Origin of the sequence: Staphylococcus sp. NRL 16/872, assembly GCF_022815905.2 — a bacterium.
Lineage (GTDB): Bacteria > Bacillota > Bacilli > Staphylococcales > Staphylococcaceae > Staphylococcus.
Genome location: NZ_CP119327.1, coordinates 1,813,848 through 1,830,225 on the forward strand (window position 1 = coordinate 1,813,848; position 16,378 = coordinate 1,830,225).

The following is a 16,378-nucleotide window of genomic DNA, read 5'->3' on the forward strand; positions in this document are numbered from 1 at the left end:
TTACTACACCTTCTGTAAAATAGATTGTTTAGTTTTAGTAATCACTCCAACATAGATATCTTTGTTAGAAATATCAGTTAAAGTTAGAGTATGTGCTGTACTCATTGTATTATCCCTTACAGCAATCTTAGAGTTGTATGTTTCTGCATCTTTATCACAAGTAAATACCACTACGTTTGTTGGTTGATCTGTGTTGATTTTTAATGTTAATCCTGATAACTCAACAAAAGATATTTTGGGTAATTCAAAATTCATGTATGTCGGATTTGTAGTACTTTTTATCTCAACGATACTAAAACCATTGCCTTTTACATATGGAACTTCAACTATAAATCGGTTGATATCTACTTTTTTTATTTCAGTAGTACTTGTAATATCTTTACCTTCTAATGGTGTGTTTTCCAAATCTAGATGAACACTTAATTTAGTTTTTATAGACTGCTTTGGCAAACTAGGTTTATACTCATCCTTTGTTTCAACTTGCACATAATAAGTTCCATTGTTTTCGACAAGATATATTGATTGGACCATATTTCTTAAATATTGATATTCAAAGGCCTTATCTATTCCTAGGCTTACTACCTTATTAGAACCAATTAGATTACGTTGTTGTTCAAAAAATTGTGACCATTGATTTTTATCGCCATAACTACTTGCCCAGTGCCAATGGCTAAAATCATTAAACCAACCATTATTAGTAATCGCTTTACTAAGATTATTTTTACTGTTCTCTAAAGCAACATTCATACCTTTATCTCGCACATTATAATTAAAAACTGATGAGACCATTCTATCTACACCTTGCTCACGATTAAAACTATAACTAGATGTGTCATTTTGAATTGTATTACCTCTAGTGCCCATTAGTCTTGGTAATAATAAATCATCCAATATATGTCGACCATATGAATAACTAGAATAACTAGGATACTTACCAAAAACACTTTTAAACCAATCGAATTGTTGTTTAACTGAACCGCTCACAACATCTACTTGACCCATCCTATGATTATCATCATCATATCCATATTTCCCATTTGATAATTCAAATAAAGGGTTATTAATTGTGTAATAATTAGCTTGTCTTGTTTGGCCCACTTTATCAGTACTTATAATACCTAAATCCACTTCTTGTTGAGTAAACGATGTCCCTACCCAACTAGGTAGAGCTTCTAACTTTTTTGTATTAGGGTTTTCCCAAGCCCACGTTAAAAAATACATCCCAAAATCTAAACGACCTGTCTGATAAGCTCCTTTCATAGCAGTTTCAAATTCACTGTCAGTTAAAGGCGCTACCAAAGCCGTTACTTGTAAATTATTTTTAAAGGCTTGCATTTCTACATCAACTGCATGTAAATCAGGTTTAAATGTATCTGTGCATTGTGACCAAGTAAAATCAGCACCGTACTTATGAAAAGCCGGTGCCAATTGTTTAATATTATTGCTATTCGTTTTTATCATTATTTCATCACCCTTAATATAGGATGTTTAGTACTATCGGTTACATCTAACCATAAATCTCCACTTTTAATATTTGTAGGTGGTGCTGTTAAGGTACCATTAGGGAACGTACTATCAATATATAAAGCTTTTGTATTAACACTTTTAGCATTAACTGTATTGAATTCAACGTCATTAGTAGTGTTGAGTTTTTGATCATAAGCTTCTCCACCACTGAAATTTGTATTAGATACGCTGCCAACTTTTTCAGGTCTAATGATTAAATAAGGTTCATCATCAATAGTTCGTTGATCAATATATCTATCATTTTTAGGTATAACTCTGTAATCTATCCTTGCACTTAACTTTACTCCACCTTTTTCATAAAGGACATCAGTAGCGCCATTTGTATTTTCAACCACTGTAAAATTAGATCCTGTATCAAGTAATGTTGTCCACTTCCCATTTACTTTTTGACCTATGATTATACGATAGTTCCAAGTACTAAATGCTCGTGATAACGTCCAAATTTTAACCGGTGTTTTAGGGTCTACCCCTTCAATACGTATGTTTTGGATAGCGTTAGCATATTTAACGTTAGTTTCTGGCATAGAATCAGAGTTATACTTTTCAAACACATTTAAGTTATATTGTAATTTATTATTGACTTGATCATTAGCAATTTGCGAAACTTTCACATCATCTGAATTAGACTTCCAATCCGTATCAGCATTATTTTTGACTGTTCTATTATAAACTATACCCGTATTGTTTAAATCATATAGTTCTTGAATGTAATGGTATTGTGAGAAAGGTTTTACAACTAAAAATCCACTGTATCCATACCCATTATCGTTTAACTGAGTAGGCAAACCCTTAAGTCGAGATGTGGTTGTTTTAAAGTAAATACCTTCTTTGTTAATCTGAGTAACATCTTCACCATCAATTAGGGACCTAACACTTGAGAATTGGTCTGCTAGCTTAATGTTAGTGATTGCTTTATCTTTAATCTTATCTGAATTTATTGAACCATCAGTAGGCGTTGCGTTTTTACTTACGTCAATTATAGATGAAAGTAACTCATTTAATATTTTTTCAATATTTTTAAAATTAGCATTCGTATAATATAGATTATCTCTATTCCATTGACTTTCAATTACTTTTAACTCAACCAATCTAAGTCCTCCTTACTTGAAGTAATATGGAAAATCAAAACTAACGCCTTGATGTTCTACATTACTAACTTTTATTTTGTTTTCTCCAGGCACAAGAGATATGAATTTACGGTTACTTTCTCTTAACCAATTAGTATTTCCTAATAAAACTTGGGAACCGAATATGTTTAAATGTGTATTTTCAAATTGTCTGTAAAAAATAAACTTCTCTCCGGTTGTTAAATTTTCGATGGTTACATTTCCTTTTGATGTAGCATTTAAAAGCCTTATAGATAAATCGAAGTGTCTTGGATCAATCTTTAAATGCCCACCATTCCAAATTGAAAAACTATTTGTAGTCGGAGTATATGATAGAAAATCTAAGTTTATACCATCTGCAAGCCCGAACTTTTCATTTATAGCATCATAACCAAGTTTCTGTATGTCTTGTGTTGTGTATACAGTTCTCCAAAACGGCAGCCCTAATACTTTAACTGGAACTTCTAATTGAGCCCATTTAGAATTCTCAATTCTCTCTATTTTATAAGATGTATCTATTGAAATTTTAATTACTCTAGATGGCACTTCATTTCTCGAAACATAAAAGTATGGAGTGCTATCTAAAAAATTCATAATCTCACTTTCTAGCAACATATAATCAAACTCACCATAATAATGTTCTAACCAAAAAGTTAAAGTACCTTCTCTTGTTTTGTAATTGAAACCATAATCAACTCCACCTGGAATACCAGTAACGTCAACTTCAATTCTTTCTTTTTCAGTAGAACTTATAAAAAAATCCAGTGGCAGAACGCCCACTGGAAATTTTATGGCTTCAAAGTTAGGGCTATATATAGTAAACCCCATTTACATCATCCTCTCATCAACTGTGTAGCCAATTGCAAAGCTTGTCTTCTATTATTATTTCTATTTAACTCTCGACCATCCAACTCTATATTCCAATCTTTATTAGCAATAGTGTCATTACTTTTAACAATATTAGCAATTAAACTAATAAGGGTATCAAGTTTTTGTTCTAATTTATTAGGGCCTTTATTCCCATTTAAATTAGTAAGTTGATTAGGTCGTCTGTTGTCACTAGTGTTTTGTGGTTGGATTGAATAAGTTGCATGCTCTAAAAGTTTAAGCGCATCTGTACGTCGTGCAGGATCTGTTGGAATAACCCATTCGGGAAAACCAGCTTCTGCTATGTTATACCAGCCTGAATTTTTAATTAATCCTCCTGTAGCAAAATAGTTCGCTGAATTTTCCATGATGCCTGCAATCATAGTATCCCAGTTGCCAGCTGTCGCGTACTGATGTACACCGCCATTATGTCTCATTCTATAAACTGTTCTTTGACCTCTATTATAGAAGTTATCTCTAATCCATTTAGCTCCTCCGACAATTCCTAAGCCGTAATTGAAGCCATTATTCGGATTGTTATCGAATGCTCCAACGCCGAACCAGTTTCCGTGATTTACGTCTCCTCGACCTGACATTGCAGATGCGCCCCATCCAGTCTCAACGGCTGCGTGAGCTACTAAGTAACGAGGGTCTAAACCTGAAGCTTTACCGGCTCTCATAAATACTGAACCTAAACCGGCCATACCAGTTCCGCCTAGCCATCTGTTTATGCCTGCAGCTGAAATATTTTTAGAAGTAACGCCTAAGTCATGATTTATTGCACCATTACTGAAACCAGAGCTACCTCTTCTAAGGTGGCCTCCTCTACCACTACCATTATGTGTTCTTAACCATTTAATTGGATCTATTGAATGACCGGTCATTGAACCATAACCGTGTTCATTCATTTCATAGTGCAAATGAGGACCTGTACTTGATCCTGTATCACCTGATATACCTAATACTGTACCTGGATGTACATGTTCACCATCTTTAACAAGCCATTTACTTAGATGGCCATAAGTAACATCGTAAGGTCTTCCTTCAACTACAATATGATGTCCGAAACCTACATTACCTGTGTCTCTTGTTCGTGCGATACCAGATATTGTAGATTGAACTTTTTCATATATATAAGGTAAGTCGATACCAGGATGAGCCCAATTAAATGCATAACCGGGAGGTGGTCCGTTGGGGCTATATGGTGTTGTAATATTATTAAGATATTTAATATATCCACCATCGCCGTCTCCGCCACTTTCTTCAAACCATTGTCTAACTTTATCGACTAACTTTTTCTTTAAAATTCCATAAGCACCCTTAGCCATTTGGACTGTAGCATTGGCTCCTCCACCAAAGTTGATTTTCATAAAGTCCATGACTTTATCAACAAGTTTACCAGGATGCTCTAAGAATTCGCCTACATCGCTTGTAACGCCTTTGATACCACTCCAGATACCCATAGCAGCATCTTCTGCATTTTCGAGGGCGTCAGTACCAACCTCTTTAGCTTTATCAATTACATTTTTGGTTTTGTCTTTTGCAACTTCTTTAGCATGTTTAGCACCTTTAGTTGCACCATTCAGCATTTTTTTCGCTACATTGCTTGTGGCATCTTCAATATTTTCTAGCCAATTTTTCTTTTTACTTCCACTTGCAAATCTAGGAATTGCACCCATTCGTTGAAGTTTGAATGTATCTCTAGCATTAATTACACCGTCACCTTTATTCAAATGAACAATTGTATTTCTACCTTGAGGAGCTTCTAGGCTTCCATCTGCTCTATGAATAACTTCTTGAACACCACCGCCTGGCGCATTGCCTAAACCTCTATCATTAACAACGGCTAAAGTCGGTGCAGTAAGACCTCCATTAGAGTCAGTAGCTAGACTTGAGCCTGACACAGTCCCAGTTGATAGTTTAGGTATCTCCTTAATCAGGGACTTATCAGTAATTGCTTTGGCAATTTTATTGATACCGCCAATCATGCCGTTCAATCCATCAATAGCCTTGTTAGCAACAGATTTACCTAAGCTTGATGCTGCATCTCCAAATTCGCCTTTAATATTTTTAATCCAATCAAGTGTTTTACCTAACCAAGATTTCCATTTACCAAATGTCTTTTTACCTTTATCTTCACTTTGATCAACAATATTACCAAAGTTTTTCTTAGCTCCATTATACATATCTTTGAATCTATCTAACGCTGTGTTCTTTGCGTTAGTAAACCATTTTTTAGAGCTATTATAAGCCTCTTTAGATTTATCTTTGATTTTGCTACTGATACTATTCCAACGTTTATCCGTAGCATTTTTAATATCTTTAAATAAGTCTAAAGATTTTGATTTAGTTTTACTAAACCAATTTCTAGCATCGTTATAGGCATTTTTAGAAGCTGTTCTAATCTTACTACCTACTTTACCCCACCATTTATCTGTACCTGATTTTAAGTCTTTAAAATAACCTACTGATTTATTTTTAGTCTTGTTAAACCAATTAGTGGCGTTACTATAAGCAGCTTTAGAAATAGATTTAATTTTACTTCCAACTTTACCCCACCATTTGTCTGAGCCTGCTTTCAAATCTTTAAATTTGGCTATTGATTTAGAAGTGGTTTTACTGAACCAATTAGTGGCAGTACTGTATGCTGATTTAGATGTAGTTTTGATTTTACTTCCTACTTTACCCCACCATTTATCAGAACCTGCTTTTAAGTCTTTAAATTTAGATACTGACTTAGATGTTGTTTTGTTAAACCAATTCGTTGCATTGCTATATGCCGATTTAGAAACAGATTTAATTTTACTTCCAATCTTACCAAACCATTTGTCTGAACCGGCTTTTAAATCTTTGAACTTTGTTACTGACTTAGATGTCGTTTTACCAAACCACGTTGTAGCACTGCTATAAGCAGATTTAGAATGTTTTGCAATAGCTTTACCTGCACCTGAAAAAGCATTAGAAGCAGAAGTTTTTAAACCTTTAAACCACTTACCAGAACCGGACATTATCTTACCGAAGTGTTGTGCGTTTTTACCCATCTTGTTCCAAGCATTTTTGCTATCTTGACCAAGTCCATGGAACCACTTTTGCATACCAGTTAACACTTTACCATTGGATAAGTCTATCTCTTTTTCAACATTCTTATTTGAGGCTTTAACATTTTTTAATGTTGTTTTATGGTGAGATTTTGCTTTTTTAACTTCTTTATCGTATTGGTCTTGCGCTTCATTTAGAAGTTTATTCTTTTCACTCTTAGATAGTCCAACCATCTGATTGATTTCATCAACTTTAGCGTCATATTTCTTTTTAGCATCTTTAATTGCTTGATTTTTCGCTTTAATCGATTCTTTAATCGTATCTGACGCTTCTTTTATAGACATAGCTCGTCGATTGGCAGACATTCTTGATAGTATTCGCTGTTGTTCTTTTTCGCCTTTAGATAAAGATTTTACTGCTAAATTATTTCTTTGTTCATACAATTTTTGAAGCTCTTTTGCTTCATCTTTAGATAATTTACCATTTTTTGCAGCTTTAGATTCTAAGTCTTCAATACGTTTATTTAATTCTTTAGCTTTCTGAATTCTTAAGTTTCCTTCTTCAGTAGCTTTTTGAAGAATAGCTTGCTTACGCTTTTCTGAAATAACTTTAGAACTATCCAACACATCATGATCTAATTTAATTTCTTTATTCTTACGAGCTTCAAGTTGCTTAATTAATTCGCCACTCATTTTTTTATTGATAGCAATTAATTCATCCGCTTGTTTCTTAGTAATTTGACCATGATTAAAACAGATATCTTCGAAGATTTTATCAGATTGGTCTGAGTATTTAAGGTATGTACCTAAAGCACTTTTAGTTTCATTAGACACACCTTTTCCTAACACATTGACTTTATCTGAAGCTTTACTTGCAGCAGAATGAATACCATTAAAAAGTTTATGAATACCTTTAAATAATAAGCCATCTTGTAAGCCTTTAGCCATGTCATTTTTAAAATCATCCCAGGCTTTACCCATGTTTGGAATCCATGAAAAATCAATGCTAGAACCTACTTGATTAACTAGTTTGCCCATGTCTGAAAAGCCACGTCTAAACCAGCCCATTTTTTCATAAGCCACGCCAAAAATAGTAGTTAAAATTGTTAAAGGTACGCCCACTTTTACAAACAATTTAGAACCGACTGTTAATACTCTACTTAAGCCACCGAATCGAGTTGTAGTCATTCGAATAACATTACCAAACTCACCAAGCAGCCCTTTAGCACCTTTAGTAGATTTACCTGTTGTAGCTAATGAGCCTGCAGCCGCTTTGTTTGCACCTGCATTAACAGCCGCTTCTGCAGAATTGACTGCCATTTCTTTATTAAGTGATGCGTAACCTTTTGCAGCACTTGAAATTGCTCTAAGCAACAATCCACCTGCTAAAATGGTTGGTCCGATAGCACCAACAAAAAGTGTTAAAGCTACTGCAGACTTTCTGACCCAACCAGGCATGCCATTAAATCCATCTACAAAACTTTGAACAAAATGTGCGCCTGTTCGAATCGCAGGTGTTAAATCTTTACCTACTTGAATACCTAAAGACTCAAATGCACCACCTAATTGCTCTAATGAACCCTTAAGGTTGTTCTTCATTTGGTCAGACGCCTTTTTACTTGCACCATCAGATTCTTTTAAGGATTTACTGAACTGGCCTACTTTTTTAGGCCCTGCATCAATTAATGCTAAGAAACCACTTGCAGCTTCTGTTCCTACAACTTGTGCAACTGCTGCAAGTTTTTGTTCTTTCGTCATACCTTGTAATCCATCTTTAAATTGGCCAATTAATTTAGGCATACCAACGAATTTGCCTTTTGAATTTGTTAAAGATACGCCTAAAGCATCTAATTGCTTTTGGGATTTTTTAGTAGGATTGGCTAATCTGATGAAAGATGCTCGAAGTGCAGTACCCGCTTGAGAACCTTCAAGCCCACTGTTACTCATAACTTCGATTGCTGCAGAAGTATCTTCTAAAGTAACACCTAAAGAATGGGCAGGTGTACCTGCATATTTAAGTGCATCACCCATATAATTAATATCAGCTGCACTGTCATTTGCAGCCATAGATAATAAGTCTGCTACATGGCTTGAATCGCTTGCTTTTAGGTTGAATGAATTAATCGAAGATGCCATGACTGTTGCAGTTGTAGCCATATCAGCACCACTTGCTTCCGCTGCACTGATAACACCAGGCATAGCTTTCATAATTTGTTGAGCATTAAATCCAAGTGATGCTAATTCGTTCATACCTTCTGCTACTTCTGAAGCACTTTTACTAGTTTTAGCACCGAGATCAACTGCTTGGTCTGACATAGCTTTTAAATCTTTACTACTTGATTGTGACACGGCACCGACTTTAGACATTTGAGATTCAAAATCTGCACTAGTCTTAATTGCAGCACCTAAACCTAAAGTGATAGGTGTTGTAACGCCCATTGTCATACTGCGCCCCATTGAGCTCATCTTATCGCCCATGCTACCAAACTTTTTAGACATTTGATCTGCTTTATTAGCGGTTTTAGTAAAATGACTATTTGAAATGAGTTGTTCTTTGTTAAAACTTTCCATCTCTTTAGTTGTTTGGTTTAATGTACGCTCTAGCTTATTAAGTGCAGTACGTTCAGTGTTAACTGCCTTTTCTGCTTTAGCAACATCCACACTATGATTTTTAATAATACGATTAAGTTTATTGTACTCTTGTTCAGATTGTTTAAGCTCACTGTTCGTTTTATCATAAGTACTTTTAACTTTTTCATTCGAAGTTGCTAAACCTTTATTTTTAGCTTTTAACTTATCAACCTGTCCGCCTTCTTCTTTGTATCGTTGTACAAGTTGTTTATGCTTAGCACTAGATGTCTCAATTGCAGTGTTAGACTTTTTAAGTTGATTAGTAGCAGCTTTATTTTCATTACGATATTTACGTTCTTCTTCTTGCAGTTTTTTGAGTTTTTCAGAAGCTTCAGTTGTTGCCCGATTCGCTTTTTTGAGCTCACTTGTTTTTACATTTTCAGTATTTTTAAGCGCTTTTTCTTCATTCTTTAATCGCTCAACTTCTTTAGCTTGATTCTCAGTTCTTCTTGATGCCTCACGTAAAGCAACACTTGATTGCTTAACTGAATTCTCATAGTCTTTATTAGCTTTTCTTAACTCTTTAAGTTTTTCCCACTCTTTTTGCTTAGCATTAGCTGTACGTTTGTATTGTGCTTCAGCCTTTTTAAGCTCTGAGTTTGATTCTTTTAAAGCTTGAGTAGACTTATCAAGTGTTTGTTTATTCTTTTTATTGGATTCAGCTAGACCAAGATAGGCTCTTTCAACTTCTTTAATACGAGATTTAGCCGTTACATAATCTGAATTAAGCTTTTTTAACTCTCCTTCAGCTTGATTAAACATTTGCTTTTGGACTTTCAAACGATTATTCAAGCCTTTAATTTGAGCCTCGTATTTTTCCATTGATTTATCTGACTTATCAAAAGCAGAAAGGTTCGCTCTCATTTCACTATTTACAACGCCAAGTTGTCTTTTTAAGCCTTTCATACCTTCTTCAACACCAATAGCGTCTAACTTCATTTCTAAAGTTAAACCCTGTAACTTCTCATTCATTTTTAGCCTCCTTTCTAGCCACCGAATAAGAATTTAAGATCAGAACCTGTGTAGACTTTATTTTCAGTTCCAACATCAGCATCTTTATATGTAGCTTGATTATTTTCGTTATCTTGTTCCGTGTTTAAGATTTCAAGCAACGGAAAATAAGGCTCACGTTTAACTTCTGTTAATGTCCAACCATATTTTTCCATGCAGAACCTTTGAATTTGTTTAATGCTCGATAAAACGTCTTTTGCTGTAGTTATTCTTCTGTCTTTCCCACTTCATCTTTTGCATCTTCTGAATCTTCTTCGTCTTCTCCTTGCACTTCACGAAAAATTTGGTCTAAAGCTTTGCTATACGCTTTAGTGCTCATATTTTCTAAAACTGTTTCTTCTGTTAAACCTTGATCTACAAAGAAATCTACTAATAATTGACGTTCTAATTGTCTAGCTTTTTTAGAATCTGGTTTTTCTTTTTCATTTTCTTTTTCCACTTTTGCCATGAAATCCCAAAACTTTTCAGCTTCTCCCATAGTCACAAAATCTTTTTTATAGCTTTCAGTTTTACCAGTTTTTCTATCTTTAATTTCAAATTTAATCATTATATAGTCTCCTTTTATTCAAATAAAAAAGACGCAGTTTTATGACTGCGCCTTACTTTTTCTTTTACTTTCTTTAGTTTTAAACTCTGGTACATCTACCATTTCTGACACTTCGTTACCATTTACATGTGCGACTTTAAATTCACCTTCTGGATAAGTAGTATCAGCTTCTAAATCATGGATAGTTACTTTCGTTGTACCATCTTGATTTTGTTCCGCTTCTCCTACAACATTTCCTTCTTTATCATAAACCTTTAATATTGTTGTCATTTGATACCACCCTTTATTGTGCATTCACTGTAGCACTATTAGTATTACCAGTAGCTTCTACATTTGTTGGTGCCGTAGTAGCTCCTGTAATTAATCCTTGATAGCCTACAAATACTTTTTTCAAGAATTCATCAGCACCTTTTGACCCTTCATGGTAACCGTAAACAATACCTTTAGTATTACCATCTACATCAATATTACGATTCATCCAGTCACCTGTTAATTTGGTTGGTTCTGGTGATTCTTCTTTTTCATTTTTAGTTTTGAACTCGATTGAGTCTAAACTGAAAGTCCCTTTCATTAACGCACAATAGATAGGCGCCCCAGTAATACCATCTGCAGACTCACCTACAACTGCGACGTAAGGTGCTTTCGTATCTTCTCCAACCCAAGCAGTACCATTGGCATCTTTCGAACGTCCAATAACTGCATTTAATTCATCACTTGGAATGTTGAAGATATCCATATCTGATTTAACTTCATTGGTACCTTGTTTTTTCATCCAAACACGTTTGTTAGATGCAAACATATCAACCATATCAGGCGCTAAACCTGTTACGTTCATGTTTACCGTACCACCGTTTTCATCTTCCCATGTATATTTACTAATAATTTTTTCTGCTTTGTCATCAAATACACCTACGTGTAATCTTTTAAAACCTGCTACGTATGAACCCATAATAAAATTCCTCCTAATTTATATATATAATAAGCACATCTATTCGATATGCTTACCCTTGAAATATTGATTTTTCGGTATACCTTTATATCTACGTGACATAACATACCTTTTTGTTTGTTTGAAATAACTGTCCAATTGGCTAGATGATTGAGACATATTGTTTGCAAAAAGTAAATACCTAATGCGTTTAGTTATATCAATAGTTTTTTGATGGTTGGCAGATTCGACATCCACTTGAATTAAATATGTTTCGCTTAAATATTTATCTGATACAAAAGATGATGGATCATCATCAACCGGTGTTAAAATCACAAATGGTTTTGATACATCTGCATTTTCAGTCAGTTCATAATAATAAATACGATTACCTAATTCGGCTTTCAATATAGTGTCATCAAGAATGATTGAGCGAATAATATTTAAAATATTCATATTCTACTCCTCAAACTATCTACAATTATTTTGCGATAAATATTTTTACCAGATTCTAATGACTTGGCAATAACACCAAAGCCTCTAGGTGTGTATTTCTTACCATCTCTTGTGTAGCCATGTTCGTTTAAATGAATGATTCTATATCTTTCCATAGGTCCAACCCATTTGATAAGAACCGAACGATCTGAGCCGCCTAAACTTTTACTATAAAAAGGGTCTGTACGTGTTATTTCATTTATAGAAGCTCCTGTATCTTCAAACACTTTAAAATTTTTCGCTAAAAGTTCAGCAATATAATCTCCGCCCTCTTTCAAAGCTTCATCTTCAATTTCTCTCATACGATTAATACCAAATTTACGATTTAATTGTTCAGTCAATTCTTTTACGCCTTTTACTTCTACACTCATACTTCTGATAGCACCATTGTAATATAACTTCTGTCTGGTGTATCTTGTCTAATTTCTTCAATATTGAACAACTTGTCGGCGTATAATCGTTTATCGATTTTCACAATATGTTTCGTTTCAGGTACATAATCATCTTGAGGGTCTCTCATAATTAAAGTAACTCCAGTCGTATTTTCAGTAGCTTTAAGGACTTCTCTGTCTTTCATAGATGGACTATAAAGCTTACAAAAGCATCCATATAAATTTCTTTCTTCTTGATCATCGGGATAAGGTCCTTCATTAACATAGTGAAAGAAATTAGCACGGTCTTTAAATTCATTGAATTCCATTTAGACACCTACCATTTCTTTAATTTCAATATCATTTTTTGTAATCCTTTTTCATTAAACGTTTTGGCTTTCGATTGATCATTTGAGTAACCTCTACTCTCATAATCTCGAGCGATAATATATTTAATAGCAGTACAATAAAGTGGGTATTCCGTGTCTCCATCGTCATACTCTGGAACTCCACTCAATGTTAATTCGGATTTTGCCGATTCTATAATTTCTGAAATCAAACCATCTTCATAGCTATAATCAACTTTTAACCAAGCTTTAATTGTCTTTAAATCCATTTAACCGCCCCTATTCTGCTGTAATAACAGCCGACTTAGTGTTGACTGCTACATCAACATTTTGGGGATTAGCTGGGTGTAGATGCTGTAGTAGCTTTTACGTTTGCAATACGGAACGCACTATCTAAAGTACGTTGTTGATCGTACCAAGCAGTTAATACGAATAAGTATTCACCTTTTTTAACATCTTTATCAGTGTCATAAGTTGTGTTGTCATAGTTGATACCGAAGTAGTTAAAGTCTCCAACGATAGGTTTAACTGCTGCGTCTGTAAATACTACTGGTTTACCAAATACTTTTTCTGCTGGTGTGTCGAAGAAGTTAGTAGTACCGTTTGATAATGTTTTAATAATACTAACGTAATCTGCATAACGCATATAGATTGACGCATTTTCTCTGAAATCTTCGTGTAAATCAGCTAATGCACCAATGATTGCTTGATACATATCAGCACCATCAACTTGTGTAACTGAACCATTGTAGAATGACATGTGTTCTAAACCACTCTTAGGTTTTTCTGCTAAAGCGTCTTTTCTTTCTTTCGCAGCTAAACCAGATTGTAATGCGTTTTCTACCCAATTAACTAACTCAACGTCTGAACCATGAATAACTGTGTCAGAAATTGCTGCGAATACTTTGAATTTGTTAGTTGTAAACTTAACTGTATCGCCTTTAATTTGTAATTCTTTAGCAGTTTCAACATCTGTGATGAAATCATCATCATCTAATGTGTAAGAAACTCGTGGAATTTCTAGGCCTTTAATGTTTGTTAAACGTGCTTTTTCACGTAATTGGTTTTTAGCAAATGGCTCAGAAACAATTTCTTTTGATAATGTTTTTGGTAAGAATTTGTCTCCACCAGACTCATTACCAGTAGGTAAAGCATGTAATAAACGTTGTGCTTCTACAGATGGTTTTTCAAATTCTGTAGGTAAGATAGCATGACGATAGAATTCAGCTTTAGCTTTAACTAATTTTTCATCATCATTTAAAGATTGGTAAGTTTCACCTTTATCTTTAACTTTTTCTTTCTCTTTTTCTTCGATATCTGAAACTTGGCGTTCAACGATTTCAAAACGTTGTTGTAATCCTGCTTTTTCAGTCTCTAATTGTTTGATATCGTCCATGCTAGCGTTTGGATCAGTCGCTTTTTGGCTTAATTCTTCGTTTTTGTTCTTTAATTGTTGTCCAATCATTCCTAACGATTGCTTTAATTCATATAATGTTGGCATTATAGGTTTCCTCCTAAAAATTCATAGTTATTTTTAAATTTTCACATTCTCGTCTAATTTTTTCTCTTGCTTCTTTTTCTTCTTGTGACATTGCTTTTTTAGGTGTTTCAACCGAATCAGATGTATCTATATCATCAATTTTTGTAATTTTATCTACATCTTTTTCAACAACTTCAGGTACATTATTAAATCGTTTGAATTGTTCTTCAGAAATACTTGCAGCCATCTCATTAGCTCCTATCACTTCATCAACAAAGCCCATTGATAATGCTTCGTCGGCTGTTAACCAAGTTTCAACATCTAACAATTGCTTTAGTTCTTCTTGTGTAAGTGAAGTCGCTTTATCTAAATAAGCTGTATTACTTACACTGTCTGTTTTATCGAGTAAATCGGCTGTTTTACGCAATTCTTCGGTGTTACCAACGGTCATAACCCATGAATTATGAATCATAAGAAAGCTATTTTTGTGCATAAAAATAGTGTCACCGCTCATTGCGATAACACTTGCGATAGATGCTGCTAATGCATCAATGTAAATATTTATTTTTGCGCTATGCATTTTTAACATGTTGTAAATAGCGTGACCTTCAAAAACACTTCCACCTGATGAGTTGATATGCACATCAATTTCGTTAACATCACCCAATTCATCAAGTTGGTTTTTAAAATCTGTAGCCGTTACGTCTGTTTCAAACCATTTATCACTGACGATATCGCCATAAATGTAAATCTCGCCTTTACTCTGTGACTTCCTTTTCATTTGGAAGTACTTCGGTTTCATTGGCATCTTTATCACCACCTTTCAATGATTTTCTTTGTTCTAATGGTGTGTCAATTGGATATAAGTCACCACTAATTAATGGTTTGTCGCCACCTTCAACTGGTGGAAGGTCTTCCCACTCACGAATATCATTGATTGTGTAATAACCACTACGTACTGCTTTAAAGTAGACTTCTGCTTGAGTAGCACTGTCTGCTCTAAGATATGATTTCACATTAAATTTAAAGTAACGATTCTTTTGTCTGTCTAATTTTGTTAAAAGTTTTCTATTAAATTCCTCTTCATACTGTTTAATGATAGGTAATAGAGTATGTTGAAGGTAATATCTATTCAATTCTTCATTCTTAGCAAAATTAGCGCTAGACTTTGCATTTAAAAACATGGATGGTATTTGAAATACGTTAGCCACACGTTCACGAGTTAAGTTTTCACTTGCGACTATATCTTCTGATACATACTTTTTAGGCAAAGGTTCAATTTCAACACCAGGTTCTTGAAAAAGAATACCGCCATTATCGTTGTAAAACTCTTTAAAATTATTAATAACTGCATTTCTTTTCTCGGGAGATACGTTTGATCCATACTTCAATACAAATGAATCAGGCTTTTCCATTTCAGATAAATTAAAGTTACGTACTGCATTATCAAAATCAGTAGTGTTCTTTAATACATCAATCGGGCTAATACCTTGCACCATGTTAGAACCTACAATGTGTTTGAAATGCAACATATCCATGTTATGTACCACTAATTTTTTACCAGTTGCACCATTAACCATGTAATAAAGCTCACGTGAGTTATTTTCTATAGCTAATTCAACAACATCCGGATTCAAAAGAAATAATTTTTCCGGTTGATGGTAAATATCTCGTTCAATCAAAACATAGGCGTTACCTTTTTCATTTCTGGTAGTTTCAATTTGATTGATGAAATCAAAACTACTTAATGAATTGTTAGGTGTTACTGTTAACAAATCTGATACATCAGTGTTAATCACTTTATAATCTTCATACATTTTTATTGGTAAACTAGCTATTGAATTAGATAACTTAGTTACTGCAGAAAATATGGTCTCGTTCGTTTCTAATGTGTTATTTATGATGCCCCAGAACGATTTGTTACGCCATGGACTGAAGTCATACATTTTATGTGCCGTTTGATCTACCCAGTTGTCTATCAATTTTTGTTTGATACGTGTTACTAAACCCTCTTTTGCGATTGCTCTCAC

The 16,378-nt window shown here is 34.1% G+C and carries 14 protein-coding genes and 1 pseudogene; all 15 read right to left on the reverse strand.

The features are described from left to right. Positions 1-3: 3 nt before the first annotated feature. Positions 4-1,461, reverse strand: coding sequence for a hypothetical protein (locus tag MT340_RS09010; RefSeq protein ID WP_243603776.1), 1,458 nt, complete (start codon positions 1,459-1,461; stop codon positions 4-6). Beyond that, the gene (locus MT340_RS09015; protein ID WP_243603777.1) at positions 1,461-2,615 is read right to left on the reverse strand and encodes a hypothetical protein; all 1,155 of its coding nucleotides are present in this window, start codon (positions 2,613-2,615) and stop codon (positions 1,461-1,463) included. Before MT340_RS09015 ends, MT340_RS09010 begins: the two co-directional genes overlap by 1 nt. 12 nt (positions 2,616-2,627) lie before the next feature. Next, entirely contained in the window at positions 2,628-3,461 is an 834-nt protein-coding gene (locus MT340_RS09020) for a phage tail family protein (RefSeq protein WP_243603778.1), read from the reverse strand. An 866-nt stretch (positions 3,462-4,327) separates the two neighbouring features. Beyond that, a pseudogene (locus MT340_RS09025) lies at positions 4,328-10,141 on the reverse strand (phage tail tape measure protein); the annotation flags it as partial. Positions 10,142-10,155: 14 nt separating this feature from the next. Continuing rightward, positions 10,156-10,335 (reverse strand): hypothetical protein, encoded by a 180-nt coding sequence (locus MT340_RS09030; protein ID WP_243603779.1) that lies wholly within the window; start codon positions 10,333-10,335, stop codon positions 10,156-10,158. 50 nt (positions 10,336-10,385) lie between these two features. Next, entirely contained in the window at positions 10,386-10,727 is a 342-nt protein-coding gene (gpG, locus tag MT340_RS09035; RefSeq protein ID WP_243603780.1) for a phage tail assembly chaperone G, read from the reverse strand. Positions 10,728-10,766: 39 nt separating this feature from the next. Then, on the reverse strand, positions 10,767-10,997 hold the full coding sequence (locus MT340_RS09040) for a fibronectin type III domain-containing protein (RefSeq protein WP_243603781.1): 231 nt from the start codon (positions 10,995-10,997) through the stop codon (positions 10,767-10,769). Positions 10,998-11,010: 13 nt separating this feature from the next. Continuing rightward, positions 11,011-11,676, reverse strand: a complete 666-nt coding sequence (locus MT340_RS09045; RefSeq protein ID WP_243603782.1) for a major tail protein — start codon at positions 11,674-11,676, stop codon at positions 11,011-11,013. 39 nt (positions 11,677-11,715) lie between these two features. Continuing rightward, positions 11,716-12,111 carry a hypothetical protein gene (locus MT340_RS09050; RefSeq protein WP_243603783.1) on the reverse strand — a complete coding sequence of 132 codons (396 nt, stop codon included), beginning with the start codon at positions 12,109-12,111 and terminating at the stop codon, positions 11,716-11,718. Continuing rightward, a complete protein-coding gene (locus tag MT340_RS09055) occupies positions 12,108-12,521 on the reverse strand; it encodes a hypothetical protein (protein WP_243603784.1) in 414 nt (137 codons plus the stop codon). The genes MT340_RS09050 and MT340_RS09055 overlap by 4 nt, the downstream gene beginning before the upstream one ends. Further along, positions 12,518-12,850: a hypothetical protein gene (locus MT340_RS09060; protein ID WP_243603785.1), complete on the reverse strand. Its 333-nt coding sequence runs from the start codon at positions 12,848-12,850 to the stop codon at positions 12,518-12,520. The genes MT340_RS09055 and MT340_RS09060 overlap by 4 nt, the downstream gene beginning before the upstream one ends. Before the next feature lie 8 nt (positions 12,851-12,858). Further along, the gene (locus tag MT340_RS09065; RefSeq protein WP_243603786.1) at positions 12,859-13,137 is read right to left on the reverse strand and encodes a head-tail connector protein; all 279 of its coding nucleotides are present in this window, start codon (positions 13,135-13,137) and stop codon (positions 12,859-12,861) included. A gap of 68 nt (positions 13,138-13,205) precedes the next feature. Further along, positions 13,206-14,369 (reverse strand): phage major capsid protein, encoded by a 1,164-nt coding sequence (locus MT340_RS09070; RefSeq protein WP_243603787.1) that lies wholly within the window; start codon positions 14,367-14,369, stop codon positions 13,206-13,208. A 13-nt stretch (positions 14,370-14,382) separates the two neighbouring features. After that, positions 14,383-15,156: a head maturation protease, ClpP-related gene (locus MT340_RS09075; protein WP_243603788.1), complete on the reverse strand. Its 774-nt coding sequence runs from the start codon at positions 15,154-15,156 to the stop codon at positions 14,383-14,385. Then, positions 15,107-16,378 carry a phage portal protein gene (locus MT340_RS09080; protein ID WP_243603789.1) on the reverse strand — a complete coding sequence of 424 codons (1,272 nt, stop codon included), beginning with the start codon at positions 16,376-16,378 and terminating at the stop codon, positions 15,107-15,109. Before MT340_RS09080 ends, MT340_RS09075 begins: the two co-directional genes overlap by 50 nt.

Excerpts from the sequence above, each read along its gene's own strand:
- MT340_RS09050 (WP_243603783.1), bottom strand. The coding sequence starts at position 12,111 with ATGAATATTTTAAATATTATTCGCTCAATCATTCTTGATGACACTATA.
- MT340_RS09070 (WP_243603787.1), bottom strand. The coding sequence starts at position 14,369 with ATGCCAACATTATATGAATTAAAGCAATCGTTAGGAATGATTGGACAA.
- MT340_RS09045 (WP_243603782.1), bottom strand. The coding sequence starts at position 11,676 with ATGGGTTCATACGTAGCAGGTTTTAAAAGATTACACGTAGGTGTATTT.
- MT340_RS09010 (WP_243603776.1), bottom strand. The coding sequence starts at position 1,461 with ATGATAAAAACGAATAGCAATAATATTAAACAATTGGCACCGGCTTTT.
- MT340_RS09075 (WP_243603788.1), bottom strand. The coding sequence starts at position 15,156 with ATGCCAATGAAACCGAAGTACTTCCAAATGAAAAGGAAGTCACAGAGT.
- MT340_RS09040 (WP_243603781.1), bottom strand. The coding sequence starts at position 10,997 with ATGACAACAATATTAAAGGTTTATGATAAAGAAGGAAATGTTGTAGGA.
- MT340_RS09055 (WP_243603784.1), bottom strand. The coding sequence starts at position 12,521 with ATGAGTGTAGAAGTAAAAGGCGTAAAAGAATTGACTGAACAATTAAAT.
- MT340_RS09030 (WP_243603779.1), bottom strand. The coding sequence starts at position 10,335 with ATGGAAAAATATGGTTGGACATTAACAGAAGTTAAACGTGAGCCTTAT.
- MT340_RS09020 (WP_243603778.1), bottom strand. The coding sequence starts at position 3,461 with ATGGGGTTTACTATATATAGCCCTAACTTTGAAGCCATAAAATTTCCA.
- MT340_RS09060 (WP_243603785.1), bottom strand. The coding sequence starts at position 12,850 with ATGGAATTCAATGAATTTAAAGACCGTGCTAATTTCTTTCACTATGTT.
- MT340_RS09065 (WP_243603786.1), bottom strand. The coding sequence starts at position 13,137 with ATGGATTTAAAGACAATTAAAGCTTGGTTAAAAGTTGATTATAGCTAT.
- gpG (WP_243603780.1), bottom strand. The coding sequence starts at position 10,727 with ATGATTAAATTTGAAATTAAAGATAGAAAAACTGGTAAAACTGAAAGC.